Here is a 25922-nt window from a genome sequence, read left to right as displayed (position 1 = left end):
ATTCTAACGAGAAACAAAAAATCTGTCATCAGTAATAGATAAAATCTATTACCAACAACAGATATTGTAGAACCGTTTTACTTAACTGAAAAGACACCATCAATCAGATTCTTTCGATTGGCGGTGTCTTTTTATCTACCAATTTTTTAATCCATTTAGTTGTTTCCGCTTCCAGACCCACTATACTAAAGGTGCAAGTGAAATAATCATGATAGGAGGTTTCATGATACTATGACACAATTATTTGCTAGTCCAAGCACCTATATTCAGGGTCCAGGTGAATTGTTCGACAGTTCATCTTACATCGAAAAATATGGTAAAAAGGTCTTACTTCTCTCGGATTCAAACGTTCTGAAAATTGTTGGTAATGAATTTAACGAGTACTTAGAAAAAAATGGGTTTGATGTCAACCTGGTCACCTTTAAAGGTGAAGCTTCCGAAACAGAAATTGATCGAGTGACGAAGATTGGTCAAGATAGCCAAGATCAGATCATCATCGGCCTGGGCGGCGGAAAGACCGCCGATTCAGCAAAGGCCATTGCTGACAACTTGGGAATTGCCGTAATGATTGCCCCAACGATTGCCTCAACCGATGCACCATGTTCACGACTTTCAGTTATTTATACCGATGAGGGGCAATTTGATCACTATCGCTTCTATAAAAAGAACCCAGAAATTGTTTTGCTGGACACCAAGGTTATTTCCGGCGCCCCAGTTCATCTCTTAATTTCTGGCATGGCCGATGCATTAGCTACCAACGTTGAAGCAACCGATGTTCGGACCGCCAATGCCAATAACATGTTGGGCGCTAAACAAACCATCGTGGCCGGCTCAATTGGCCAAGCTTGTGAAGATACGCTCTTTGAATACGGTCCATTAGCAATTTCTGCCAACAAGCAACACGTCGCTACGCCTGCTTTGGATAAAGTGGTTGAAGCAAACACTTTATTGAGTGGCCTTGGCTTTGAAAGTGGTGGCCTAGCAGCGGCTCATGCGATTCATAATGGCTTCACCGCATTGTCCGGTGATATTCATCACTTAACTCATGGTGAAAAAGTCGCTTATGGTACACTGGTGGAATTGATCCTCGATGGCAGTGACAAGAAGCGCTTCGAAAAATTCCTGAACTTTGACTTGAAGCTTGGTCTACCAACAACCTTAGCCGACCTTCACCTTGGTGATGCTTCAGATAAGGACTTAATGAAGGTTGCCACCCAAGCTTGCGACGAAAACGATACGATGAAGTGCATGCCAACTGAGATTACACCGGATGACGTCTTTGCCGCCATCAAGGCTGTGGACCAATATAGTTCGGATTATCAAGGGAACGAATTTAAAGAATAATGGTTCGCTAAAAAAACTCAATTAATGACATTAAAAAAGTATCTACGATTTGAATTCGTAGGTACTTTTTTAATCGACATATATCCATGTTAGTTATTCATAATCTCAATCAGTTCGTTAATCTTTTCAGGTGAAACACCCATCGTCGTCGCAGCTCGCAGCGGCATATTCTGAAACATCTTGGCAGTGGGATCATTGTCATCAGCTAGCTTACTGAAGATGTCTGATAAGCCAGCTTGTTTGACGGCCTCGGCGAACTTATCCTGCTTAATCAAATCACCAATGTAAGTTCTCTGATCCACTTTGATCGGTCGTTCCGGTGTCCAATTCAGCTCAATCATTTTATTCAATCGAATATCAGCACTGCTTGACCCTACCAGAATTTCATACGCACCGTTATCAAGCTGCCAGTTGGCAATTTTCGGATTATACCAGCTAAATGCGCGCTGATCTAAATCAAAAGTAACCACTTTTTCCTCACCAGCGGCCAGGGAAACCTTCACAAAATTTACCAACGTCTTCACCGGTTTCTCAATTCGGCTAGTCCGATTACCAACGTAAATTTGGACAGCCTCGGCACCTGAACGGGAACCAGTATTTGTAACCCGCAGGCTCCCTGACACGTGATCAGCGCCAACTTTGAGTTGTAAATCGTCATACTTGAAAGTCGTGTAGCTCAGTCCAAAACCAAACGGGAACTGGACCGGCTGCTTCTTTTTATCATAGTAGCGATAACCCATGAATAAGCCTTCACGATAATTTTCTTCATCCGGATCCGCATCAAACGTTAGGTAACTTGGTGTATCTTCCAACCGTAATGGGAAAGTTTCAGCCAATTTACCTGAAGGATTTACGTTACCGCTTAACACATCCCAAGTGGCCTCACCCACTGCTTCACCAGCTAAATAAGTTTCCAGTGTGGCGGCAACCTTGTCAATCCAAGGGGTTCGGATCGCCGAACCGTTTTGCAACACCACAATCACCTGATCGTTAACTTGACTCACCGCGTCAATTAACTGATTTTGGTTGGCAGGAAGATCAATACTAGTTTTATCAAAGCCTTCCGATTCCATTCGCTCTGGATAGCCGGCAAAAATAATGACTTTGTCAGCGAATTTAGCAGCCGAAACCGCCTCCGCAACAGCTGTTGAATTGACGTCATCAGTCGCCAGCGAATAACCAGCCACATAGGTCGCATCTGGGCGAACCTGATTGATCGCTGCCAGTGGGGTGACCAAATGATGAGCGTTAACGTGAGAGCTGCCACTGCCCTGATAGCGTGGCTTTTCAGCGAGTTCACCAATCACCGCCAGCTTTTCACCTTCATTAACTGGTAAAACATGATGTTCGTTTTTCAATAACACAAAACTATCCGTTGCCAATTTCCGGGTAAATTCATGCTGCTCGTCCATGTCGTACGAGCCGCTTTGGTCAGCATCATCAGGTTGCCAATTTTTAATCATTTTCAGAACTCGGTTAACCGCGCGATCCAAATCTTTTTTGGGTAACGATCCGTCTTCAACAGCGGCCACAATTTCGTCAACGGACTCGGTGCCCTTACCAGGCATTTCCAGATCTAAGCCGGCTTTGACAGCAGCCGTATGATCAGCTACCGCGCCCCAGTCAGACATGACCAGTCCCTTAAATCCCCATTCATCACGCAAAATTTTCGTTAACAAGCGCTGATTCTGTGAATTGAGGGTGCCGTTGATTTCATTATATGAACACATGATTGTGGCTGGATCAGCTTGTTTAACGATCTTTTCAAAGGTTGCCAAATATAGTTCCCGCAACGTTCGTTCGTCGATATTTGAAGATGAAGTAAACCGCTGATCCTCGCGGTTATTAGCCGCAAAATGTTTGACGCTGACCCCAGCGCCTTCAGATTGGACTCCCTTAACGTAGGCAGCCGCTAATTCACCCACTAAATAGGGATCTTCAGAAAAATACTCGAAGTTTCTGCCAGCAAGCGGGCTACGTTTTAAATTAATCCCCGGTCCCAGCAAAACTCCCAGTTTCTCAGCTTTAGCGGCAACTCCTAAATGTTCGCCAAGTTGGTTAAGGCGTTCGCGGTCAAACGAACAGGCTGTCAGCGCCGATGCTGGAAAACAAACCGCTTCAACACTATCGTTAATATTGGTTTGCTCTGAGGTCCCAACCTGTTTTCGCAAGCCAGATGGCCCGTCAGACATCATCATTGGTTTTAAACCAAGCCGCTCAATTGTGGCCGTGTACCAGGAATCTTTGCCTGACACGAGAGCAGCCTTTTCTTTTAAGGTTAGTTGATTGATTAAATCGTGATCTAATTTCATGTGAGTATCACTTCCAATTTGTTTGTGTGTTGGTTATGTTGGTGACTGGTAAAACGAGTGTACGTGGGTATTTTTGTCAAAAAAATAGATTATATGGATTAGGGTTGATCTGCATAGCATAAGTCGGCTTCAACACAAATTCCAAAAACCGGAATTTCTGTTGAAACCGGCTTATGCTCCGACTTCTAACCGCTTTGCTACGCACACTATCCTAATGGTGAAAAATCAATCTAACTCCCTTCATATCCAAAGCCTTATGGATTGCCATTGAGGCGCCTCCTAGTAAGGTTGCCAAGTTTACATCCTTTGACATAACCAGTGGCGGTACCAGCGGCATGAAGGTTAATTTCATTTGAATATTTTTCAAAACTTCTGGGATTTGTTCAATTAATGGTGAATTGAAAAAGATCATTTGCGGATCATACGCTGCAATCAGATCCGCCGTTACTATCGCCAGGTGGTAGCAGAAATCTTCAATCAACTCTGCAACGTCTGGATCACCATGATTATAATCGTTGATTAGGTCTGCCAGTGCATAAGCCTGATTCTTTTTGAGGGCACCGGCTTTCTTGATAATTCGGGTTTGGGACCATTCCGAATCAAAGTTTGGCAGCGCAGTTAGCCGTCTTTTCTTTCGGCCTTCATCCTGAATAATAATCCGGCCAATTTCACCGGCTTGACCATAATTCCCCGTATACAGCTGCGTATTCAAGATGATACCAGCCCCAATTCCTTCGTGGATACTAACTGAGACGATATTTTGCAACTCCTGCTTACTAAAATCTTGTTCGAAAATTGCAGACAAGTTCGCTTCGTTTTCCAAAATGACTGGAACTGAATACTTATCCCGGAAGAAGCCCACCAGGTCAAAATCATCGTAATCAGTAAACGGTGAAGTAATAATTTCACCATCATAAACCACTCCAAAAATCGCAATTGAAATTGCCAGCAGACCGTTGACCGAATCAAATTTGGGTAACTGATTGATTTGTTCTTCCATCATTGCTGAAATTTGAGAAATTGATTGGTTATTAATCGGCTGGATGCTGTGTTCAAGCGTCCGCCCGTCCAGCTTGGTTGCCAACATCTCGAGTTGGTGTCCGGAAATGCTGAAATTGATAACGTAACCATATGAAGCATTAAACTCGACAAGTTCAGGCTTTCTGCCGCTTGTTCCGGTAGATTTGTCTTCGCCTAGGCTGTTGACCAATTTTCGGTCAATAAAGGTACCGACAATGTCTGAAACCGACATTTTATTCAAACCCAACAATTTTGACATGTCATTGCGAGAAATCGGTCCATTATTGATAATCGCTTGAAGAACCGTTCGTTCATTATGATTTCTCATCACTTCTTTATTAATAATCAATGTTACCCACTCACTTTTTTGTTATTGGGATTAGGACAGCTCCTCCAAGCAGAAGTCTGCATGTAAGCACCACCGAGAAAAATTCCAGAACCAGGAATTCTTCTCGGTGGAGACTTACACTCCGACTTCTAACCGCTTGGATCCGCTCACTCTCTTAGAACAGCTCCTCCAAACAGGGATCTACATGTAAGCACCTTATCCAGAAATCCAAGTCCAAGATTCCTCAGGCATCATAGCCAAATGGTGCTCCGCAAAGCAGAAATTTCCACATAAGCACCTCAACCACAAATTCCAAAACCGGGAATTTCTGGTTGAGGAGACTTATGCTCCAATTTCTAATCGCCTAGCTCCGCTCACTAAGCTTCTTCATTTTCCTTCTTATGTTTAGCTGCCAAATCCGTTTGCATCTTCTTTTCGATACTATCAACATGATAGAACATCAAGGCAATTGCGGAAAGGGCAAATCCCAATAATGGCACCCAAATATAGTTCATTTCAATTCCGTGTAGTGACGCAGCGGATTGGGTCTTATTGGCAACGTAACCCGTAACTGACAGAATCCAACCTGTAATGACACCACCGATTCCCATTCCAAGCTTGGCACTGAAGCTTGAGAATGAGGTTACAATTCCTTCGGCCCGGACACCGTTCTTCCATTCGCCATAATCCACGGCATCCGCCAGCATAACAGCGATCAAGCCGGAAACATACCCGGTACCAAGATAGCCGATAATCGTGGCAATAATAATGATCGTCACACTCAAGTGAGTCGCCCCAACGCTTAACAATAGTTGGCCGGCAACTGCCATAATCATTCCCGCTAACATCGTATTTCGTTTTCCAATCAGTTTGGAAGTCAGTGGTGTTAAAACAACTGCTAACAGTGAGACAAATTGCAAACTCAAGACAAACGAAGCCAAACCGGCATTATTCATGTTGTATTTGAAGAAGTAAACCGTCACTTGAGAACGGGTCTGCATCCCCATCCAGTAAATGAAGTTGATAAAGATGATGATTGCCCAAGGCCAGTTACGCTTGAGCGCCTTTAGTGATTCTTTGATCGGAATTGATTGACGCGAACTCTTGGTTTGAACCCGTTCCTTCGTGTTCTTAAAGACAACCGCAAAGATCAGGACAACCACGATTCCAACAATTAATGCCCAAATGAACCAACCATGAGCACTAGTTGTGGAACCACCGCCAAAGAAGGCAACCATGGTCAAGGTAATTCCAGTAATGATCGCAGCGCCGGCGGTTCCCATAAATTGGCGAATCGTTGATAAGGTTACTCGTTCTTGGGGATTGCTGGTCAATGATGGCAAAATCGAAGTAATTGGAATGTTAACTGCCGAATAAAGAACATCGACACCAATATAGGTAATATAGGCCCAAACGAGCTTACCCGTTAAACTCAGGTTCGGTGTGGTAAATACCAAAACACAGAAGACCGCAAATGGAATCGAGAACCACAACCAATACGGCCGGCTCTTCCCCCATTTCGTATGGGTATGATCAATCATGATGCCCCAGAAAGGACCGTCAAAAGCATCAACTATCCGGGCAACTAGGAACAACGTCCCCACTGCAGCGGCACTAATTCCAAATGTATCCGTATAGAAAATCATTAAATAGGTTCCCACCATTTGAAATGATAGGTTACAGGCAAAATCACTTAAGCTATATGAGAATCGTTCATTCCAGGGCACCATGTTCTTGAGAGCAGCTGTGGGCTTTGGCTTGGACGCTTCACCATTGGAAACTGTTTGCTTCATAATGAACACCTCGTCAGTTTTGTTTAACATTAATAAATTCAACTTTCGAATTGAATTATATTGTAACCGATTACATAAGTCAATAATATTTGGCATGCTTTTTTTAGCATAGAAGTTATTCCAACGAGATCCCCACTATTATAGCAACATCACAAACGTTTTCTGATGAAAGCGTTGACAAATATTTTCGGAACAATTACACTGTTGGTGACGATTAATAAATTCAACTTTCAAATACAAATTCAGAGGTGTCGCTTTATGAGGTTTACTGATGGTTACTGGTTGACTCGACCTCAATACGAGATTCAGTCGCCAAAAGAAGTTTTTGATTATCGAAAGACCGACGATTCATTAACGCTCTACGCACCATTTAATAAGATTAACGATCGCAATGACGAACTGAACCTGGGAATGACAACGATTAAGTTGACCTCCCCTGTTGAGGGTGTGATCGGGGTTAAATTAACCCACTTTGATCAAAACAATCCTGGGCCTTCATTTGAATTGGAAAATGAACATCCTAATGTTGCCATCGAAACCGGTGATAAAGAATTATCGTTCAAATCTGGTTCATTAACCGTAAAAGTACCGTTTAAATCCGATTTCGAACTCGATTTTCTCCATGAAGATAAGGTGATTACGAAATCGATGGAGAAGGCTGAAGGGGTCATTCATGATAAGGACACCAATAAGCATTACATGCGGGAGCAGCTCTCCATGGGCGTCGATGAACTGATTTATGGCCTCGGCGAACGCTTTACTGCCTTGGTTAAAAATGGCCAGTCCGTAGACATTCGGAACCGGGATGGCGGTACTGGTAGCGAACAAGCTTACAAGAACGTGCCATTCTATTTGAGCAGTGAAGGTTACGGTGTCTTCGTTGACCAACCGGAAAAAGTATCGTTTGAAATTGCTTCGGAAAACGTTGACCGCACCCAATTTAGTGTTGAGGGCGAATCCTTGCAGTACTACGTGATTGATGGGCCGACGCCAAAAGATGTCTTGAACAAGTACACCCGCTTGACCGGCCAAATTTCACTACCACCCGCTTGGTCATTTGGCCTTTGGTTATCAACCTCATTTACCACCGACTATCGGGAAGAAACCGTTATGAAGTTCATTGATGGCATGCGTGACCGCAAGATTCCATTAGACGTTTTCCATTTCGACTGCTTCTGGCAAAAAGGCTTCGAATGGTGTAACTTCCTTTGGGATCCTGAACAATTCCCCGATCCAGAAGGCTTAATCAAAAAGATCCATGACCGCGGGATTAAGGTCTGCGTTTGGATCAATCCTTACATTGCCCAAAAATCGCCGTTGTTTGAAGAAGGCCGTCAAAATGGCTACTTCATTAAACGTGAAGATGGCAACGTTTGGCAATGGGATCTCTGGCAAGCCGGAAATGGTTTCGTTGACTTCACGAATCCTGCCGCCGTTAAGTGGTACCAAAGCAAGTTAAAGGCCTTACTTGACATGGGCGTTGACTGCTTCAAGACCGACTTTGGTGAGCGAATTCCGGTTGAAGACGCCGTATTCTTTGACGGTTCCGATCCGAAACGTGAGCATAATTACTACACTTATCAATATAATGAAGCGGTTTATGACTTGCTCAAACAAGAAAAGGGAGCCGACCAAGCGGTTGTCTTTGCCCGTTCAGCGACTGTTGGTTCGCAAAAGTTCCCAGTTCATTGGGGTGGCGACAACCTTTCCCGCTACAAATCAATGGCCGATTCCCTTCGTGGCGGCCTCTCATTCCTCGTTTCCGGCTTTGGCTTCTGGAGCCATGATATCAGTGGATTCGAGGAACATGCGACGCCAGATTTGTACAAACGGTGGACCCAATTTGGCCTCCTATCGTCTCACTCCCGTTATCACGGCAGTGTTCAGTACAAGGTGCCGTGGTTGTTTGATGAAGAAGCGGTCGAAAATACCCGCAAGTTTGTGGATTTGAAGCTCTCCTTGATGCCTTATCTTTTCGATGAAGCTGTTAATACGCATGAGACTGGCACGCCATTGATGCGGCCTGCATTCCTGGAATTCACCAAGGATCGCAACACTTACTTCCTTGAGCATGAATACATGCTTGGCAGTAAGTTACTGGTTGCGCCAATCTTCAACGCGGAAGGCAATGTTAAGTACTACCTGCCAGCTGGCAAATGGACCAACATTCTCACCGAAAAGACGTATGACATCTCAAAGGGTGGCGAATGGCTCGCTGAACAATATGACAACTTAAATCTGCCATTGTTGGCCCGAGAAAACAGCATCATCTTGAGAAATCCGGCTGCGGGACACGCCGAGTATGATTACACGGATGCTCCTGATATTAACGTTTACGAAATCTTAGACGGTGCCGAAGCGACAACCAGAGTCGTTGACCAGCATGGCGCCCACGCAGGTTCTGTATCTGTCACTCGCCAAGGTAATCAAGTGACCGTTACGACCAAAGGCTTGAAGGGTAACTCAAAAGTCTTGATTCATATGGATAGTGACGTTAAAGAGTTCGTGATGGCTGGTAAAGAATCAACGTTTAATATCTAACGATTCTGACTAAAAATCGATACAAATTAATCTTGATTATTACAAAAAGGAGTTTCTAATGGCTGTATGATGCCATTAGAAGCTCTCTTTTCGTTAATAGTGATATCTAGCTTGATAAACAAGGATTCGATCGGTTTCAACGCCGTAAATCAATCGATTTTCCTGATCAATTCTACGGGACCATTTTCCTGAGTAATCAAATCTAAGTAGTTCCGGCTTTCCAATCTCCTTAAATGGTGTTTCGGAAATGTTTGCTAAGAGCGACTTGATTCTTTGAGCTTTTTTCTCATCGTGCTTTTTCCAATAACGCAAATCGCTTAATGCTTCGTCCGTAAAGTAAATTTCTCTCATAGGTCTTTAAGATCGACTTTCGTCAAGTTACCCTGCTTGGCTTCTTCAATTGATTTATCAAGGTGGTTTCGGTTAGTTGGGTTATCGACCACATACATATTCTCAATTAAATTGTCGTAATCGTCTTGACTCATAACCACTACATTTCTACCATGAGGTCGAGTAATTGTCAGATTATCAGAATCATCAACAACTTTATCAAGGTATTTCCGGATATTATTTCTAAAATCAGTCATGTTGGTTGCTTCCAAGTTAGCCGCCTCCCATAATTTGTACTCAAAGTATATAACGGTTCGCTTATTTTGTACAGAATAATGTACGTAATAGTTAAATCGGTTTGAATAATTTCTCAAAAATTTCAAGCGCAATCTGAATAAACCATCAAAAAAGTCCTTCTGGCCATTTACTGACCAAAAGAACTTTTTTACTACCAGAACACAATTTTATGATTCTTGAACGTGCTTCTCACCTTCATGATACCCTTTGATAAATTCGGACAACTCGACCATCTGATTGTCAGTCACCGTATTCCCGAACTTAACCAAGCTTTCTGGATAATGACGGAAACCACGGTTCTGCTCATGATCACGGACTGCTTGTTCGAAGCCCATCTGGTAATCACTTTGAGTTGCAGTAGCCGAACTATGATCACGATGAGTCGAACTGTCTGCCCATTGCTGGTAGTCAGTTTTGGCACTATCGTAATTGCCTTGTTCATAATTTTTCTTCACGTAGTCATGCAATTCGCTTAATTTCTTTAATGCGTCCATGTAGCACCTCTCCTCGTATTTGCAATCATGATCAAATCCATATCGTACTTTCCTTTTTAATAAAATTAGCACCGTTTGTTTATCACGATATAACTAACCGGTAATTTTATGGGGTTAATTATACCCCCCATTTGAAAATGAAAAGTGCTTTTAGCCTTTATTACAAGAACGGCCGTTATCGCACACACTCTCCATGCTACTGAATGCATTTTTTACTCGTTTTGTTTAAGCCGGTCTCGTACCCACTCTTGTATCTCTCTTAAGTCGTCATCTGTCGCCAAATCACTGATAAAATGCTTCGTAATTGAACGTTTATTTAGATATTGCGTCCGTTCACGATTCTTCTTCCGCCATCGTTCGTTGGCTTCCCGTTGTGCTTCCGTGTACCTTTGCTTTGCCATATTTATCACCTTATGATATTATTGTATATGAAAAGTAGCTGCTGGAAGTCCCTCCAACAGCTACAAGCGTGAATTAGAATGATGAGGCTGGCTAATCGTTATTAACGGTTAGCTTTTTTTATATTCCTATACGCAATTGATAGACACACAACCCCACGACAAACGATATAAAACGTCGTGGCGCAAGTTATTGCGAGCGGATAAGATACCTCCGACCCATTCACTTCGACATGGCAACCACCTCCGTGAATTAGAATAATTGAGGGGTGTAGACCATTCGAAATTCACTAGGCTAGCAGGCCAAGTAATGAACTGAACTTACTAACTTGATTATATTATATACTCATATGAGTGCTTATACAAGTACAACCCAAAGCAACTGCTTACAAAAAATAGCACCCCATCGCCCTCTGAGTGATGCGGCACTATCTAACAATACTTTCTGAAAGGTATTAGACCAATCATTGACCATAACTTCTGGTCGGTATAACATTTCGTTTCGTTCTTCTGTTGAGTGGTACTGACAAGCTACACGGATCTAAGCTCGATGACTTAGCGCCTACACATTACTGTATATCTTTCACTTGCCTAACAGGTGATTAGCCTATTCACCTTCCACTATTATTATACTTCGAATTGGCAATGGCTTTCAATTGATTTGCCTACCGAATTATTTAACGTTAACTCCGAGCAATCCAATAAGCGAAGCAGCTTGGAACTGATTAATCGTCAGTCCCTTTAAATCATCCGGGTTCACTTCCAGATAGCCAAACTCACTTTGGGACAGATCGACTCCTTTAAGCTTGGTGTCGACGAAACTGGCTCCTTCAAAATTGCAGCGGCTAGTTTTGAGCCCACCAACCAATTTAAGGTATCTAAAGTAGACTTCTTTGAAGCTGGAATTGGTGAAAGTGCAATGATTCAACTTGGAACCGCTAAAATTAGCATAATCAACTCCGGAATCATTAATGGTACAATCCTTCCAATTATTCTCCTGAAACTCGACCCCAATCAGCTGACAGCTTTCAAATTGATCCCGATAGAAGGTACTCCCCTCAAATCGGTCATTGGCAAACGAACTATTGTTAAAGGTACAATCAAGCCATTCACTGCCGCCAAAGTTATCCTGCTCAAATTGGCACTGTTTAAAAGTGACATCAGACACCCGGATTTCCTGCATTGAGGTTGCAAATCGACAATTCTCGTAAGTATTACCAGGCTCAATGTCTTCAAATGTCAGTTTTTTCCCAATGATTGTCATTTTGGCCTCTAACTACAAAATCGGTGATAATAAGCGACTAAACGTTTGCTTAAACTTGAGCCATAGCGATTGTTGCTTAAACCGTTCAGGCGTTTGCAAGGTACTTTCGTCCATGTCGTTCAAGAAAATGTCGCGCATTTCTGTCGAGAACTTTTGATCATAAATAAACGAGTTGATTTCAAAGTTCAACTTGAAGCTGCGGTAGTCCAAGTTGGCTGACCCCACCGAAGAAATTTCATCGTCGATGACCATCGTCTTCGAATGGATGAAGCCATTATTATAGAAGTAAATTTTAACCCCTTCTTCGGCCAATTGGTGAGCATAGTACTGGGTGGCCCGGTAGACAAACGGATGATCCGGCATGCTGGGAACCATAATCCGAACATCAACGCCGGACATGGCGGCAATCCGCAACGCATCCAGCACACTGTCATCTGGGATTAAATACGGCGACTGAATCCAGCAATAATCGTTAGCCATCGTGATCAGCTTAATATAGCCCATCTTAATCTGCTGCAAGTCCGAATCCGGCCCACTGGAAACGATTTGCATGTTAACATTACCTTTAGTGGTCGTAACTGGGAAGTATTTCGCTTCAACTTCCTCTTCATCAATTTGATCCCGGGGACTGGTTGCGTTCCAATCAAGAATGAAGCGCGCCTGCAGGCCAAAAACACCGGACCCGATAATACGAATGTGGGTATCACGCCAATTGCCGAACTTTTTCTTGCGGCCGAGGTATTGGTCGCCAATGTTGAAGCCACCGGTATAGCCGATGATCCCATCAACCACGATGATCTTTCTGTGATCACGAAAGTTAATCCGGAAATCCAAGACAACTGAGCGGGTGTTCAAGAATGGAAAGGCGTGGCCGCCCGCATCAATTAATGGCTTGAAAAATTTGCGGGTTGTTCCCATTGACCCCCAAGAATCGTAGATGACCCGGACTTCAACGCCCTGCTTGGCTTTTCGGACTAAAAGGTCAAGAATTTCATTACCAATTTTATCGTTATAAAACGTGTAAAATTCAATGTGAATGCTCTTTTTGGCGCCCTCAATGTCTTCGATCACGCGGTGAAAGAGATCATTGCCATTCGTAAAAATGTGAACTTTGTTTTGCCGGGACAAGAAAGCAGCATCTGTTGTCATGAACATATCAACGGCTGTCCGCGACCGCTTAACGACTTCATCGGCGGGCGTCTTGGCATTGTGACCCAATTGTTTTCGCTGTTCATTCAGTCGTTCATCCAGCTGCATTTGCACGTGCTTATGTAATTTGAATAACCGATTTTTAGGCAGCTTTCTGCCAAGAAAGGCGTAGGCAATGAAACCAACTAGCGGCAAAAAGACCAGCACCAGCAACCACGCCCAGATAGCAGCAATGTCTCGTTTCTCCCTAAACACGGTAAAAATAGCAAAAATTGCGTTGACCACAACGATGATGTTGAAGATCAATGACCAATCAATATTCATATTTTCCTCCTGACGGCCATTTTTGGTCTAAAATAAGATTACAACTGTTAGTATACTAGAAAGAAGCCAAAAATTATGAATATATTTAATTTTTTTGTTGTAAGAATTCACGGCTTACACTCCGTGTATTTTCTCCATTTGATTTTTAGAGAACAACCATTAATCGGTTTTGGGCTTATTTTTGCCCTGATTTTATATTTGATTTATCGCCGAATGAATCGGTAGAATGCGTCACAAAACAATGCTCATTAGATTTTCATATGAGAATAGTAGCGCCAAGCCAACCTCGTTGAATAAACAGGTTGGTTTTTGATTCTGCAAAAATGGATTAGGCTACACGGGCGAACCGTGCTTCGACGGCCGCGTTAACGCGCCTAGCCTACTTGGCGCAAAGCAGAAGTCTGCACATATGCCCCTCCCAGCGTAAATTCCCAAAACCGGGATTACCGGGTTAGGCTACGTTGCCGAATGGTGCTTCGCAAAGCAGAAGTCTGCACACAAGCCCCTCCCAGCGTAAATCCCCAAAACCGGGATTTACGGATTAGGCTACATTGCCGAATGGTGCTCCGCAAAGCAGAAGTCTGCACACAAGCCCCTCCCAGCGTAAATCCCCAAAACCGGGATTTACGCTGGGAGGGGCTTGTGCTCCAACTTCTAACCGCTTTGCTACGCACACTTTTTTCTTGCATTACCCATCTCAACGACCTATTATAGATAAGTCGCTTCGACACATTAACAAATGGAGGTTTCACTTTGTACGAACTCTTAATTCTTGGCATGCTGACCTCACGCGACATGTCAGGTTATAAATTACGAGGGATTTTAGAAAGTAGTCTGGTTCCTTGCCGAGAAATTTCCAATGGCGTGATGTACCCACTGCTTCAGAAATTAGCAGCGCATGATTACATCGAATTTAAAGTCATTGAAAAGAATCACCGCAATAAAAAGTTGGCCCATCTTACCGATCTCGGCGCCAAACGGTTTACCGAACTCATGGCGGAACCGGTCGCCCAAGACGCCAAACGCGAATCAATTTTTCGCTTTAAGTTTCGAGGAATGGCTGGCGTTGATCCAGCTACCCAGTTGCAGATTTTCAATGAGTACGCGAACTCAGTTCAAGCTGATTTACAGGCCTATCAAACCGTCCATGATCATTTACATACTCTAATGGACAGCGATCCAGACAACCGCGATCATCTCCGCTGGGCAATCCGCTCACTTAATTTAAGCATTTCAATCTGCCAGGCAAAACAACGTTGGGTTGAAAAATGTCGCCAAGAAATCAATCAGAACAGAGGAAAAACAAATGAAGAAGCAAACTAAAACACAGCAATGGATCGCCCTCACCGCAATGGGGCTCGGCGTTTTCATGGGATTACTTGATGTCACTGTCGTCAACGTGGCCTTACCCACAATGGTCCGCGGGTTTAAAACCACCTTTACGGATTTGCAGTGGGTGTTAAACGCCTACACCTTGGTTTATGCTGTCACATTAATGATTATGTCCAAATTAGGTGACATGTACGGTCGCAAAAAAATCTTCTTGGGCTCACTCATTTTATTTGTGGTGGCATCCGCAATCAACGGAATGGCACCTAATTTACTAATCCTAGACATCGGTCGTGGAGTTCAGGCAATTGGTGGTGCTGGGATGACGTCTCTTTCAATGGCACTAGTTGCCTCTAACTTTGATGGCAAAGATCGTGGGTTGGCCCTTGGAATTCTCGGCTCCATTATCGGGGCCTCTGCTGCTTCGGGACCGTTAATTGGTGGTTATTTGGTTGAACATTTTGGCTGGCCATCCATTTTCTACGTCAACGTTCCGTTTGGCATCATTGCCGTGATTTTAACCTTGATTTATGTGCGGGAAACCCCAAGTTATGGGAAGAACCACAAAATTGACTTGGCTGGGATGATCACTTCAGCGATTGGGTTGTTTGCGGTGATCTATGGCTTGATTGTTAAAGAAAGTCACCCTCACTGGTCATGGCTCGATGCCCGGGTTAGTGGCTTGCTTGTCGGCGGGGTCTTAGTCATGATCGTGTTTGTCTTCATTGAAACCAAAGTTGGCGATCCAATGATTGATATCAAGATGTTCAAACGTCCTCATTTCTTAGGAACCATCATCATTGCTTTCGCATTAGGTGCCGGAATATACGCCTACAACGCCTTTTTAACGGCCTTGATGCAAAACTACATCGGTTACTCAGCCGTCCAAACTGGAGTCCGCCAGTTGACCATTAGTGGTTGGTCGCTGGTACTGGGCCCAGTTGCCGGTATTCTCAGTTCTCGCTTCTCGAAAAAGTGGATGATTGTTGGCAGTATGGTTATCGGCGGGATCGGCTTCTTCGCCATGGCTTACGCAATCAGTCCAACAGTTAGTTTCGTTGAATTGTGGCCAGGAATGGTACTGATGGGGATCACCAACGGAATGGTCAACCCATTACTGAACACAGCTGGCATGGAAGGCGCCCTTCCCCAAGAAATGGGCATGGTCTCCGGCCTGCTTAACGTCTTCCGCCAGTTTGGAACAACCGTCGGCGTGGTTGGCTTGGGATTAATCCAAGATGCCCAATATGAAACTCATTTAAATAATCATCTGCACCTCATTCAGATGCCGGCTAAAGTCGTTAATGGGATCAAAGATGCGTTAGTCAACGCCGGGCCATTTTCCGGTCACACGATCGCGTTCTCAGCCCGCATGCAGCAAATGCCATTTGCCTCAACACTTCAAAAAATCGTCATCGCTGCCTACGATAACGGCATGGCGGCAGTAGCAATTTCTTCTGGGGTCCTTGTGCTTTTTGGGGCATTAGGGGCGGCAATTTTGATGAGAAACCGGATTGCGAGCCAGGATATTGAGCTAAAACAGGATAAATAATTGATAGATACTTAATGAGAGTCAACCCCCATACGGATTTGGCTCTCATTTTCGAATTGGGCTATAGTAATCTGGCAAATTTCAGCCGCCAATTTAAGTGTTGGACCGAGATGCCCCCTCACGCATTTAGAAAAAACTCAGGGTTTCTATTCGACAAGCGCTTACATTTCCTCTAAAATTAACTCATTAAATAAGTTATTGGAGGATTATCATGACTGCAACTGAAAAAATGCTTAGTGGCAAAATCTATGATACTGGCGATCCCAAACTAGCTGGGGAACGAGTGGCTGCCCATCGACTCTGCCAACGATATAACAGTTTAGACGAAGAAAAAGTTGATCAGCGCAACGCCATTTTAGATGAGCTGTTACCCAACCACCAAGAAGGCACCTTTATTCAGGGGCCTATGTTCTTTGATTATGGGAAATATACTGAGACTGGCAAAAACTTTTACGCCAATTTTAATTTTACCGTTCTAGATTCTGGCCCCATCAAAATTGGTGATGATGTTCTAATTGGCCCTAACGTGACGTTGGTGACTCCCGTTCACCCTTTGCGTTTCCAAGAACGGAATATAAAAACCAAGCCGGATGGCAGTCAATATGACGATGAATACGCCAAGCCAATAACGATCGGCAGCAACTGCTGGTTAGCCAGCAACGTGACAGTCATTGGTGGCGTTACAATTGGTGAGGGTTGTGTCATCGGTGCCGGCAGCGTGGTTACCCGGGATATTCCAGCGAATTCATTTGCAGTCGGCAATCCCTGCAAGGTGATTCGAGAAATTACTGAAAAAGATGATATTCACTTAAAAAAAGACCGATTTTAAAATAAAGTGCCAAGCAAAATTGAGGAAATTCCTTAATCTTGCTTGGCACTTATTTGATTTTATCCCAGGTTCAATATACGACATATTTTTCTATATGTCGTGTGTATCAATTACTTAACTAAATTAGCGATACAATTCCGGTCGCCGGTCTTCAAATACCGGCATGAAACCGCGGGCATCATCAGTTTCGTTAGTATCGATCGTTACCGTTTTGAGTTGTGGCTGATCGTTTAACGTTACGATTTCATCGCCCATCGGATTATAAATGCCGGAATGGCCACCAAATGGATTATCCGGATCACTGCCAACCCGATTAACGGCAACCACAAAGCTCTGATTCTCGATAGCCCGAGCCGCCAGTAGTCGCCGCCATTGATTCATTCGAGCAGTCGGCCATTCAGCAGGCACAAAAATAATCCGGCTGTCATCTAAGCTGAGGGTTCGCAACCATTCCGGAAACCGAATGTCGTAGCAGATCACACTCGTCGCATTGATCCCCTTCACCTGAAAATGATTCTCTTCGTGACCAGCTGCCAAATATTTATCCTCATTCATCAGGCCAAATAAATGAACTTTATCATACGAGGTGAGTAAATCACCATCCGGGCCAAAAATATAGGTCGTATTATAAAAAGCCCCATTCTTGGCCGTCGATACTGAACCGCCATAAATGGTAATCTGATACTTTTTTGCTAACTGGGCTAATAGCGCCTGAGTACGATCGCCGTTCTGGTCGGCAACCTCGTTAAGGCGGGTCAAATCGTAGCCGGTATTCCACATCTCTGGAAACACCACAATATCGGCGTCTTCCTGAGCAGCCTGTTTAACTGCTGGTTCAATCTGGGCAAAATTTTTATCTGGATCACCGAAGTAAACGTCTAGTTGGGCGAGTGAAATGGTTACTTTCATTAGATGCCTCCAATATTCTCCTAATTTCTTAACACTAAAATGCTGATGAGTTGAAATTCAATGAGACTTGCTCAATCCGAGCACCGGATGAGGTTGTCGAATTTCGTGCCCCTTACTTGGACCGAAATTTGAAAATGCAATTTCTTTCTGCTTTAGGGATTTCAATCATGACATTCTCCTCCCTCTGGCAGATAATCTTCGTACTGTCTCAAATCCATTCCCGCAGATGAAAAGTAGTCTTCAACTTGGGGAATCAGAATAATCTGCCCATTATCCTGTTTGATTGAATAATAGGCTTGACCAACCTTAACATCAAGATACTTCGGTAACGTGATTGTGGTTTGAGTTTCCTTGCCTGCGAACCTTTACAAGTCCATTTTCAGTTGGTATCTTCATAGATATTTTCCTATGTTAACGAGTATTTGCCAGTACATACCAATTGCATTATATCGTGATTAAATTCAAAGTTTAAGTATTCGGTTCTGACTTTTTATATTATAGCCGTGATCGCAGCTACCAACCCAAATATGACCCCGGGCACATCGGCAACAATCAAAATCCAATCTCGTTTAGGTTTAACCCAACCATAAGCAACCCACAATGCTGCATTGATGGCTGCGCAAAACGGCTGGATAAATGACGTTGGATTACCGTTCAAATTTTGCACGATTTCTCCTATGTATGAGATGTACATGATCATATTGGCAATCGTCGCAATATCACCCACGATCCTGTCCTCACTTAAAATATGTTTATTGGTGTGTACTGAATGGCCGCCTGGGTGGCTCAACTGATTTTGCACTAAATTCCCTCCATTGATTTTCAATAACTGTTTCCTATACGTTCCGTGATACCACTTCTATATGAGGAAAGCTAGTCGATTTGGAGATTGTACCTCACGATTTGGCGAATCAATTCGGCGGGTAATGGCTTGTTGACGGGAAGTTGGATGGCTCCTTTGCTCGTTTGATATTTCGTTAACTGAGTGGCAAATTCGACAATCGCTTTAGAACCCGGATAAATGCCCAAGTGACGTTTAAAATTGGCAAAGTGGATAATATTTCTGTGAAAGTAAAAGGTTGGCATCCCATATGATATTTTTTCAGTGGTACTTTTTGGCATTTCTGCGGCAATGATTTGATACAGTTCGTTGAGTTGAGATTGCCGATCTACCGGCTGTTTGGTGATGTAGGCTTTGATAACTTTTTTCATTTTTGGCACCCTCTCTGATTATCATTGAAAATTATTTAATTAAAATCTGTTGACAATCTAATTATAAAGCTCTAATATACAAAGCAACAATTAATTCGTCCATAAAACCGATGAAGTGGAGATCAAGATTATTGTGCACGCACAGAGAGCTGCCGTTGATGGGAGTGCAGCCGAACGCAGATAATTAAATGGACCACTGAGGGTTTTCCCGAAAGTTCTCGAGTACGGAAAAACGTGTTGGCATACGTCAGTTGTCGGAGGGATGTTAGTCTCTCGCTAAGCGTAATTAATTGGGGAACTTAATAGATGATTTTTATCTACCCTGATTAATTGAACTAAGGTGGCACCGCGGAATAATCCGTCCTTAACTTGTATAAAGTTATGGACGGATTTTTTTGTGGCCAGAGTGTGACGAGAACCGCATCTGGTTCGTTGAAACACATTTTAGCTAGATAACATTCAACCAATCAATTTTCCTGGAGGCCTTTCAAATGAATACCAAAGAAATTAAACGATGGCGATTCACATACTGAATTTCAATCAATATAAAATTAGACACTTATACTAGGACAGCTCCTCCAAGCAGCAATCTGCATATAAGCACCTTCTGCAAAAATCCCCAAACCAGGATTTCTGCAGAAGCAGACTTATATTCCGATTATTCCCGCTTGGATCCGCTCACTATTTTTAGGACAGCTCCTCCAAGCAGGGATCTACATGTAAGCACCTCAAACAAAAATTTTCAAAACCGAAATTTCCGTTCGAGGAGACTTACACTCCGATCCCTAACCGCTTGGATCCGCTCACTATACTAGGACAGCTTCGTAAAGCAGAAGTCTGCGTGTAAGCACCACCGAGAAAAATTCCAGAACCAGGAATTTCCCTCGGCGGAGACTTACACTCCGACTTCTAACCGCTTTACTCCGCTCACTAAAAATTGGAGGCACATATCATGATCAAACAAGCCATTGAAAAAGTTGTTAACCACGAAGATTTAACCTTTGCTGAAAGCCAAACCGTACTTGATGAAATTATAAACGGCGAGACTTCCGAAATTGAAACTGCCAGTCTTTTGACTGCTTTAACCGCTAAAAATCCAACTATCGACGAAATCGCCGGAGCTGCTTCATCGATGCGAAATCATGCACTGAAGTTCCCTGCCACTAAAGATGTCTTAGAAATTGTTGGAACCGGTGGTGATCACGCCAACACCTTCAACATTTCAACCACCAGCGCTATCGTCGTTGCCGCAACTGGTACCAAGGTTGCCAAACATGGTAACCGGGCCGCTTCATCTAAGAGTGGTGCCGCTGATGTCTTTGAAGCCCTTGGCCTCGACATCAACGAAGATCCCGCTATCAGCTTTGACAGCTTGAAAGCAAACAACCTCTGCTTCTTATTTGCTCAGGAATACCACAAGTCCATGAAGTATGTTGCCCCAGTTCGCAAGCAATTAGGCATCCGCACCATCTTCAACATCTTAGGGCCACTGGCTAATCCAGCCCACCCCACTCGCCAACTTCTCGGCGTTTATGATGAAGACCTGCTTGAACCGTTAGCAAACGTCCTCAAGAAGTTAGGCGTTAAAAATGCCATGGTGATCCACGGCCGTGATGGCTTGGATGAAATGACGGTCGCAGACGAAACCGCCGTCGTTGAATTAAAAGATGGCAAATTAACCAAGTACGTCTTAACCCCAGAACAATTTGGCTTCAAGCGAGCTAACCGCCAAGACCTGGTTGGTGGCACACCTGATGATAACGGTCAAATTACCCGCGATATTCTGGCTGGCAAGAAGGGGCCAAAGCGTGACATCGTCTTACTAAATGCCGGTTCTGCCCTACACCTCGCTCACCCAGAACTTTCAATTCAAGAAGGAATTGACTTAGCTGCCAAGACAATCGACACCGGCAAAGCTCAAGCAGAATTAAACAGCTTGATTGCCTTTTCAAACAAGCGCAAGGACGTGGTGGCATGATCCTCGACGATTTAGTCACCGCAACCAAGTCGAGGCTTGCTGAACATGAAGCGGAACTTCCACTGAATCAGTTAAAGCAGCGGGTTGCCCAACTTCCAGCCAGCAGCAAGCCCAATTTTCTGAGTATCCTGAAACAGCCCGGTTTGCACGTCATCTCCGAAGTTAAAAAATCCTCCCCTTCTAAGGGAACGATTGTCACTGACTTTCCATACTTGCAAATTGCCAAGGCTTACGATGCTGCTGGGGCGGATGCAATTTCAGTGTTAACCGAACCTGATTATTTCAATGGGCGGCTCAATTACCTGAAAGAAATCAGCCAAGCAGTCTCAGCACCGACTTTACGCAAGGATTTCACCATTGATCCTTACATGATTTACGAAGCCAAGGCTAATGGGGCCTCAATCATCTTACTAATCGTTGCCATCGTGGACGACCAGCAGCTCAAAGAATACCGTGAATTAGCCGAAAGCCTCGGCATGCAGGCAATTGTTGAAGCGTACACCGATGATGAAGTGACCCGCGCATTGAAGTCTGGCGCCAAGATCGTCGGGATCAATAATCGGAATCTCAAAGATTTCCACGTTGATTTTAATAACAGTCTCAAGCTCAGGGCAATGGTCCCAGGATCCATCCCAGTCATTGCCGAGAGTGGGATCAAGACTCAGGCGGACGTTGCTCAATTAGCTGCTGCCGGCTTCAACGGCATCCTCATGGGGGAAACCTTAATGAGATCCGCCAATAAACAAGCATTAATCAAGTCGTTCAAGGAGGCTTAATAATGGTCAAAGTTAAAATTTGTGGCTTAATGCGCCTTCAAGATATTCAAGCAGTGAACGCTGCTGAAGCTGATTTTGCCGGCTTTGTGTTCGCCCCAAGTCGGCACCAGGTTTCGTTGACAACGGCACTGGCGTTGCGTCGGCATCTGAATCACAACATCCCAACCGTTGGTGTCTTTGTCAACGAGTCAACCGACGACATCTTGGCCAGTTACCATGCGGGGGCCATCGATATTGCCCAACTTCACGGGAAAAGTACTCCTGGAGAAATTGCCAAGCTCCAAGCTGCCGGCCTCAAAGTCATTCAAGTTTTTGAACGGCAAGCCATTGATTTAACGTCCCAAGCAGACTACTTGATGGTTGACAGCGGCAAAGGCAGTGGGCAAGTGCTCAACTGGCAGGTAATCCCTGAAATTGACCGGCCCCTCATTTTAGCTGGCGGCCTAACCCCTACCAATGTCAATCACGCCATTAGCATCGTCCACCCAGATATTGTCGATGTTTCCAGCGGCGTTGAAACCAATCAATTAAAAGATCCAACTAAAATAACTGAATTTATAAAAAATGCGAAAGAGGAAGTTGTGCTATGACAAAATTAAAAGAAGAAACAAAAGATAACCGCGCTGGCATTTATGCCGGTACATATGGCGGTCAATACATTCCAGAAACATTGATGACCGAATTAGAAAAGGTCGATAAAGCCTTCCATACATTGAAAGATGATCCAGATTTTAAGGCAGAATTGCATGACTTGCTCGTCAACTATGCCAACCGCCCATCATTGCTCTACTACGCTAAAAACATGACCGAAGACCTCGGTGGCGCCAAGATCTATCTCAAGCGCGAAGATCTAAATCACACTGGTGCTCACAAAATTAACAACGTGATTGGCCAAGCCTTGTTAGCAAAGCACCTCGGCAAGAAACGTTTGATCGCCGAAACCGGTGCCGGCCAACATGGCGTTGCCACTGCCACAATTGCCGCATTGTTTGGCATGGAATGTGAAATTTTCATGGGCAAGGAAGATACTGATCGTCAAAAATTAAACGTTTATCGCATGGAACTCTTAGGGGCGAAAGTTCATCCCGTAACCACCGGTTCAATGGTGCTAAAAGATGCCATTAACGCGGCCTTGCAAGAATGGGCAACCCGTTGCGAGGACACTTTCTACGTCATGGGTTCAGCTGTGGGTCCTTACCCATTCCCAGAAATGGTCAAACATTTCCAAAGCGTCATCAGTAAAGAATCAAAGGTTCAATTGAAGGCCAAAGAAAACACCCTGCCTGACATGGTTGTTGCCTGTGTTGGTGGCGGTAGTAACGCCATCGGTAGCTTTGCCGACTACATCGACGACCCCAGCGTTAAATTAGTTGGGGTGGAAGCCGCTGGTAAAGGCGTTAACACCGATAAAACCGCCGCAACTATTGAACGCGGGTCAGTTGGGATCTTCCATGGCATGAAATCATTATTCCTTCAAAATGACGATGGCCAGATCAACCCAGTTTACTCAATTTCAGCAGGATTGGATTATCCGGGAGTTGGTCCTGAACACGCTGCCCTCGCCAAAGAAGGCCGGGCTCAATACGTTGGCATCACTGACGACGAATCCGTTCAAGCCTTTGAATACATCGCCAAAGAAGAAGGCATTGTTGCCGCTATTGAAAGCTGCCACGCCATTGCTTACGTTGAAAAGGTTGCCCCAACCATGACTAAGGACCAAATCATCGTCTGCACCCTCTCTGGACGGGGTGACAAAGACGTTGCCAGCATCGCCAAATATAAAGGAGTCGATATTGATGAGTAATCTCGCTAACATTTTTAAAAACCATAAAGCTTTTATTCCATTTGTCGTCGCTGACGATCCCGATTTTGACACGACGGTTGCCAACATCGTTGCATTAGCTGAGGGTGGCGCTGACATCGTTGAAGTCGGCATCCCCTTTTCCGACCCAATCGCCGACGGCCCCGTCATCCAATCGGCAGATCTACGCGCGTTTGCGGCAGGGGTTCGAACCAAGACCGTCTTTGAAATTGTAGAAGCGGCTAGGAAACAAACCGACGTGCCAATTGTCTTCTTAACTTATTTAAATATCGTCTTCAAATATGGTTACGAAGCTTTCTGCAAAAAGTGTCAGGAATTAGCCATCTCTGGCCTCGTTATTCCCGACATGCCCTATGAAAGTAAAGCCGAGATCATGCCGGCTGCCAACAAATACGGTATCGATATTATTCCATTAATTACGCCAACGTCTGGTCACCGAATCGAAAAAATTGCCAAGGACGCCAGCGGCTTCATCTACGTCGTCTCATCACTCGGAATCACGGGTGAACGAAACGAATTCTTCAACGGCTTGAAGGATCTGGTTGCCGAAATCAAGCAATATACCGACGTGCCAACCGCAATTGGCTTTGGTGTCCATACACCTGAACAAGCCAAAGAAATGGCCACCATTGCCGATGGCGTGATCATCGGTAGTGCAATTGTTGATATCGTTGACAAACAAAAGCAAAATGCCCCTGAAGCGGTTGAGAAATTTACGAAATCGATTCGGAGCGCAATTAATGAAAGTAATACCCGAAAAGCAACTGTTTGATGAATCAAAAGACTGGGATAATGGGCATTTTGATCCCAGAATTTAACGAAACGGACCAATTATTCCTGATTTTGGAATAGTTGGTCCGTTTCATTAAATTCTGGGATCAGCCGTTTGGCACAGCTTTAATCAAAGTATCAGCGGCGATCCAAGTTGATGATTACCGATTGGAAGTTAATCTACATCCCAGCCCCTAAGTCTAAGAATAGTTGCCCTAAGTAAGATCGCTACCCCACAGAGAATTTAACGCTGGCGGATTTGTACCAACCCCTATCAGTCCGTTTTAATGTTTCTTGGCAATCAGTTCCCGCTGGGCTCGGGCAATTCGTAATAACAACTTTGCTTCGGCGGGATTATCAGCCTGATTCGCAAACTTTTGCAGCAAGCCATCATTGACATGGGCATCGGTAATTTTCCCAGATTCATCCTGAATGGTTTTAGCTTTTTTTCCAATCTTACCAGCCAGTTTGGGAGCAAAGTCGGCAAAATACGTGGCGGAATATCTTAATGTTTTCGCTTTTTTACGAATTTGGTGAACCCGGAGATAATCGTTAAAGTCCACTCGCTGATAATTACGAACGACTTTGTCACCGCGTCGCTTCAGTTCACGAAATACATATTGATTCCAATTAGTTGTTCGATCGAATGCCAAGGACGCCAAGTGTCGTTTCACATTGTCCAAATCCGCAACCAATTGATGTTGAACATTGTCGGTCAGGACTCGCTGCATTTCCGCATCACGCTTGGCATGAAAATCCTGAAACAAGTTTTGATAATCACTCCCACTATCTGGATAGGCATAAGCAAAGTCACCAGCCTGGACAATCAACACATCTAATTCCCGCAGTGGGCCAAAGATCATTGCAGCAGCACTTAATGTCTGATCAATGTCTTCAAACGTCGTCTGCGGAATTTCTCGCTTCAAAAATTTAAATAATCCCCGTAAAGTCCGAATTGCCACCCGTAAATCATGCACCCGATCCGCGGAATATGGATTGTTTCGAAACCGCTTTAATTCCGTTTGAATTAAATTAAATTGTTGGGATAAAATAGGCTGAACTGATTTCATTATTTGAGGTGTACCCCAAAAGTTAAAGTAAATATTTGCTTGTCTTTCCTAGGCGGCACGGAGTCGATAGCTTATCGGCG

24 protein-coding genes and 1 other annotated feature are annotated in these 25922 nt (G+C 44.1%); of the genes, 10 read left to right on the top strand and 14 right to left on the bottom strand.

All coding sequences use genetic code 11. The features are described 5' to 3' along the window. Positions 1-231: 231 nt before the first annotated feature. Positions 232-1344, top strand: coding sequence for a glycerol dehydrogenase (locus QUF07_RS08680; RefSeq protein ID WP_217163581.1), 1113 nt, complete (start codon positions 232-234; stop codon positions 1342-1344). A gap of 89 nt (positions 1345-1433) precedes the next feature. On the opposite strand, the gene QUF07_RS08675 is transcribed toward QUF07_RS08680, so the two are convergent. The 3 genes from QUF07_RS08675 to QUF07_RS08665 all read right to left on the bottom strand — a co-directional run bounded on the left by QUF07_RS08675 (position 1434) and on the right by QUF07_RS08665 (position 6797). Further along, positions 1434-3656 carry a glycoside hydrolase family 3 C-terminal domain-containing protein gene (locus QUF07_RS08675; RefSeq protein ID WP_289427206.1) on the bottom strand — a complete coding sequence of 741 codons (2223 nt, stop codon included), beginning with the start codon at positions 3654-3656 and terminating at the stop codon, positions 1434-1436. Positions 3657-3867: 211 nt separating this feature from the next. After that, a complete protein-coding gene (locus QUF07_RS08670; RefSeq protein WP_217163577.1) occupies positions 3868-5025 on the bottom strand; it encodes an ROK family transcriptional regulator in 1158 nt (385 codons plus the stop codon). A 356-nt stretch (positions 5026-5381) separates the two neighbouring features. Then, the gene (locus tag QUF07_RS08665; protein ID WP_249778453.1) at positions 5382-6797 is read right to left on the bottom strand and encodes an MFS transporter; all 1416 of its coding nucleotides are present in this window, start codon (positions 6795-6797) and stop codon (positions 5382-5384) included. Between the two features lie 258 nt (positions 6798-7055). Between QUF07_RS08665 and yicI the strand changes: the two genes are divergently transcribed. Beyond that, positions 7056-9338, top strand: a complete 2283-nt coding sequence (gene yicI / locus QUF07_RS08660) for an alpha-xylosidase (RefSeq protein ID WP_289427204.1) — start codon at positions 7056-7058, stop codon at positions 9336-9338. Positions 9339-9431: 93 nt separating this feature from the next. Here yicI and QUF07_RS08655 read toward each other — a convergent pair whose 3' ends face one another. The 6 genes from QUF07_RS08655 to cls all read right to left on the bottom strand — a co-directional run bounded on the left by QUF07_RS08655 (position 9432) and on the right by cls (position 13594). Further along, on the bottom strand, positions 9432-9689 hold the full coding sequence (locus tag QUF07_RS08655; RefSeq protein ID WP_289427203.1) for a Txe/YoeB family addiction module toxin: 258 nt from the start codon (positions 9687-9689) through the stop codon (positions 9432-9434). After that, positions 9686-9940 carry a type II toxin-antitoxin system Phd/YefM family antitoxin gene (locus QUF07_RS08650; RefSeq protein WP_289427202.1) on the bottom strand — a complete coding sequence of 85 codons (255 nt, stop codon included), beginning with the start codon at positions 9938-9940 and terminating at the stop codon, positions 9686-9688. The genes QUF07_RS08655 and QUF07_RS08650 overlap by 4 nt, the downstream gene beginning before the upstream one ends. A gap of 192 nt (positions 9941-10132) precedes the next feature. Then, positions 10133-10459, bottom strand: coding sequence for a hypothetical protein (locus QUF07_RS08645; protein ID WP_217163558.1), 327 nt, complete (start codon positions 10457-10459; stop codon positions 10133-10135). A 212-nt stretch (positions 10460-10671) separates the two neighbouring features. Next, positions 10672-10860, bottom strand: coding sequence for a hypothetical protein (locus tag QUF07_RS08640; RefSeq protein WP_217163556.1), 189 nt, complete (start codon positions 10858-10860; stop codon positions 10672-10674). A 670-nt stretch (positions 10861-11530) separates the two neighbouring features. Then, entirely contained in the window at positions 11531-12121 is a 591-nt protein-coding gene (locus tag QUF07_RS08635; RefSeq protein WP_217163554.1) for a pentapeptide repeat-containing protein, read from the bottom strand. A gap of 12 nt (positions 12122-12133) precedes the next feature. Next, on the bottom strand, positions 12134-13594 hold the full coding sequence (gene cls, locus QUF07_RS08630; protein ID WP_217163552.1) for a cardiolipin synthase: 1461 nt from the start codon (positions 13592-13594) through the stop codon (positions 12134-12136). Positions 13595-14347: 753 nt separating this feature from the next. Between cls and QUF07_RS08625 the strand changes: the two genes are divergently transcribed. From QUF07_RS08625 to QUF07_RS08615, 3 genes are all read left to right on the top strand, one after another. Then, positions 14348-14917 carry a PadR family transcriptional regulator gene (locus tag QUF07_RS08625; protein ID WP_217163550.1) on the top strand — a complete coding sequence of 190 codons (570 nt, stop codon included), beginning with the start codon at positions 14348-14350 and terminating at the stop codon, positions 14915-14917. Further along, a complete protein-coding gene (locus tag QUF07_RS08620; protein WP_217163548.1) occupies positions 14901-16475 on the top strand; it encodes an MFS transporter in 1575 nt (524 codons plus the stop codon). Before QUF07_RS08625 ends, QUF07_RS08620 begins: the two co-directional genes overlap by 17 nt. 211 nt (positions 16476-16686) lie before the next feature. Next, positions 16687-17304: a sugar O-acetyltransferase gene (locus tag QUF07_RS08615; RefSeq protein WP_217163545.1), complete on the top strand. Its 618-nt coding sequence runs from the start codon at positions 16687-16689 to the stop codon at positions 17302-17304. Positions 17305-17427: 123 nt separating this feature from the next. On the opposite strand, the gene QUF07_RS08610 is transcribed toward QUF07_RS08615, so the two are convergent. The 4 genes from QUF07_RS08610 to QUF07_RS08600 form a co-directional block, all read right to left on the bottom strand. Continuing rightward, a complete protein-coding gene (locus tag QUF07_RS08610; RefSeq protein WP_289427199.1) occupies positions 17428-18213 on the bottom strand; it encodes a carbon-nitrogen family hydrolase in 786 nt (261 codons plus the stop codon). A gap of 161 nt (positions 18214-18374) precedes the next feature. Continuing rightward, positions 18375-18548 carry a hypothetical protein gene (locus QUF07_RS14180; RefSeq protein ID WP_430673527.1) on the bottom strand — a complete coding sequence of 58 codons (174 nt, stop codon included), beginning with the start codon at positions 18546-18548 and terminating at the stop codon, positions 18375-18377. A gap of 155 nt (positions 18549-18703) precedes the next feature. Next, a complete protein-coding gene (locus tag QUF07_RS08605; protein ID WP_217163924.1) occupies positions 18704-19015 on the bottom strand; it encodes a SemiSWEET family transporter in 312 nt (103 codons plus the stop codon). 71 nt (positions 19016-19086) lie between these two features. Further along, positions 19087-19425: an iron chaperone gene (locus tag QUF07_RS08600; RefSeq protein WP_217163922.1), complete on the bottom strand. Its 339-nt coding sequence runs from the start codon at positions 19423-19425 to the stop codon at positions 19087-19089. Between the two features lie 101 nt (positions 19426-19526). Then, positions 19527-19794 (top strand) — a binding site (T-box leader). A gap of 583 nt (positions 19795-20377) precedes the next feature. On the opposite strand from QUF07_RS08600, the gene trpD reads away from it, so the two are divergent. From trpD to trpA, 5 genes are read left to right on the top strand one after another with little or no spacing between them, the layout of a single operon-like run. Then, positions 20378-21403, top strand: coding sequence for an anthranilate phosphoribosyltransferase (gene trpD / locus QUF07_RS08595; RefSeq protein WP_289427198.1), 1026 nt, complete (start codon positions 20378-20380; stop codon positions 21401-21403). Then, the gene (gene trpC, locus QUF07_RS08590) at positions 21400-22179 is read left to right on the top strand and encodes an indole-3-glycerol phosphate synthase TrpC (protein WP_217163920.1); all 780 of its coding nucleotides are present in this window, start codon (positions 21400-21402) and stop codon (positions 22177-22179) included. Before trpD ends, trpC begins: the two co-directional genes overlap by 4 nt. A 2-nt stretch (positions 22180-22181) precedes the next feature. Beyond that, positions 22182-22769: a phosphoribosylanthranilate isomerase gene (locus QUF07_RS08585; RefSeq protein ID WP_217163919.1), complete on the top strand. Its 588-nt coding sequence runs from the start codon at positions 22182-22184 to the stop codon at positions 22767-22769. Continuing rightward, positions 22766-23983 carry a tryptophan synthase subunit beta gene (gene trpB / locus QUF07_RS08580; protein WP_217163918.1) on the top strand — a complete coding sequence of 406 codons (1218 nt, stop codon included), beginning with the start codon at positions 22766-22768 and terminating at the stop codon, positions 23981-23983. The genes QUF07_RS08585 and trpB overlap by 4 nt, the downstream gene beginning before the upstream one ends. Then, positions 23976-24773: a tryptophan synthase subunit alpha gene (gene trpA, locus QUF07_RS08575; protein WP_217163916.1), complete on the top strand. Its 798-nt coding sequence runs from the start codon at positions 23976-23978 to the stop codon at positions 24771-24773. The genes trpB and trpA overlap by 8 nt, the downstream gene beginning before the upstream one ends. A 283-nt stretch (positions 24774-25056) precedes the next feature. Here the strand turns inward: trpA and QUF07_RS08570 are convergent, their stop codons facing one another. Beyond that, on the bottom strand, positions 25057-25842 hold the full coding sequence (locus QUF07_RS08570; protein ID WP_289427197.1) for a CHAD domain-containing protein: 786 nt from the start codon (positions 25840-25842) through the stop codon (positions 25057-25059). Positions 25843-25922: the final 80 nt, after the last annotated feature.

Source organism: Lentilactobacillus sp. TOM.63, from assembly GCF_030361045.1.
Classification (GTDB): Bacteria; Bacillota; Bacilli; order Lactobacillales; family Lactobacillaceae; genus Lentilactobacillus; species Lentilactobacillus dabitei.
The sequence above is the reverse complement of the archived record's forward strand: the minus strand, read 5'-3'. Positions and strand labels throughout refer to the sequence as shown.

Excerpts from the sequence above, each read along its gene's own strand:
- QUF07_RS08585 (WP_217163919.1), top strand. The coding sequence starts at position 22,182 with ATGGTCAAAGTTAAAATTTGTGGCTTAATGCGCCTTCAAGATATTCAA.
- QUF07_RS08610 (WP_289427199.1), bottom strand. The coding sequence starts at position 18,213 with ATGAAAGTAACCATTTCACTCGCCCAACTAGACGTTTACTTCGGTGAT.
- QUF07_RS08645 (WP_217163558.1), bottom strand. The coding sequence starts at position 10,459 with ATGGACGCATTAAAGAAATTAAGCGAATTGCATGACTACGTGAAGAAA.
- yicI (WP_289427204.1), top strand. The coding sequence starts at position 7,056 with ATGAGGTTTACTGATGGTTACTGGTTGACTCGACCTCAATACGAGATT.
- QUF07_RS08655 (WP_289427203.1), bottom strand. The coding sequence starts at position 9,689 with ATGAGAGAAATTTACTTTACGGACGAAGCATTAAGCGATTTGCGTTAT.
- QUF07_RS08615 (WP_217163545.1), top strand. The coding sequence starts at position 16,687 with ATGACTGCAACTGAAAAAATGCTTAGTGGCAAAATCTATGATACTGGC.
- QUF07_RS08675 (WP_289427206.1), bottom strand. The coding sequence starts at position 3,656 with ATGAAATTAGATCACGATTTAATCAATCAACTAACCTTAAAAGAAAAG.
- QUF07_RS08570 (WP_289427197.1), bottom strand. The coding sequence starts at position 25,842 with ATGAAATCAGTTCAGCCTATTTTATCCCAACAATTTAATTTAATTCAA.
- QUF07_RS08640 (WP_217163556.1), bottom strand. The coding sequence starts at position 10,860 with ATGGCAAAGCAAAGGTACACGGAAGCACAACGGGAAGCCAACGAACGA.
- QUF07_RS08600 (WP_217163922.1), bottom strand. The coding sequence starts at position 19,425 with ATGAAAAAAGTTATCAAAGCCTACATCACCAAACAGCCGGTAGATCGG.
- QUF07_RS08635 (WP_217163554.1), bottom strand. The coding sequence starts at position 12,121 with ATGACAATCATTGGGAAAAAACTGACATTTGAAGACATTGAGCCTGGT.
- trpB (WP_217163918.1), top strand. The coding sequence starts at position 22,766 with ATGACAAAATTAAAAGAAGAAACAAAAGATAACCGCGCTGGCATTTAT.
- QUF07_RS08665 (WP_249778453.1), bottom strand. The coding sequence starts at position 6,797 with ATGAAGCAAACAGTTTCCAATGGTGAAGCGTCCAAGCCAAAGCCCACA.
- trpA (WP_217163916.1), top strand. The coding sequence starts at position 23,976 with ATGAGTAATCTCGCTAACATTTTTAAAAACCATAAAGCTTTTATTCCA.
- QUF07_RS08620 (WP_217163548.1), top strand. The coding sequence starts at position 14,901 with ATGAAGAAGCAAACTAAAACACAGCAATGGATCGCCCTCACCGCAATG.
- trpD (WP_289427198.1), top strand. The coding sequence starts at position 20,378 with ATGATCAAACAAGCCATTGAAAAAGTTGTTAACCACGAAGATTTAACC.
- trpC (WP_217163920.1), top strand. The coding sequence starts at position 21,400 with ATGATCCTCGACGATTTAGTCACCGCAACCAAGTCGAGGCTTGCTGAA.
- cls (WP_217163552.1), bottom strand. The coding sequence starts at position 13,594 with ATGAATATTGATTGGTCATTGATCTTCAACATCATCGTTGTGGTCAAC.
- QUF07_RS08680 (WP_217163581.1), top strand. The coding sequence starts at position 232 with ATGACACAATTATTTGCTAGTCCAAGCACCTATATTCAGGGTCCAGGT.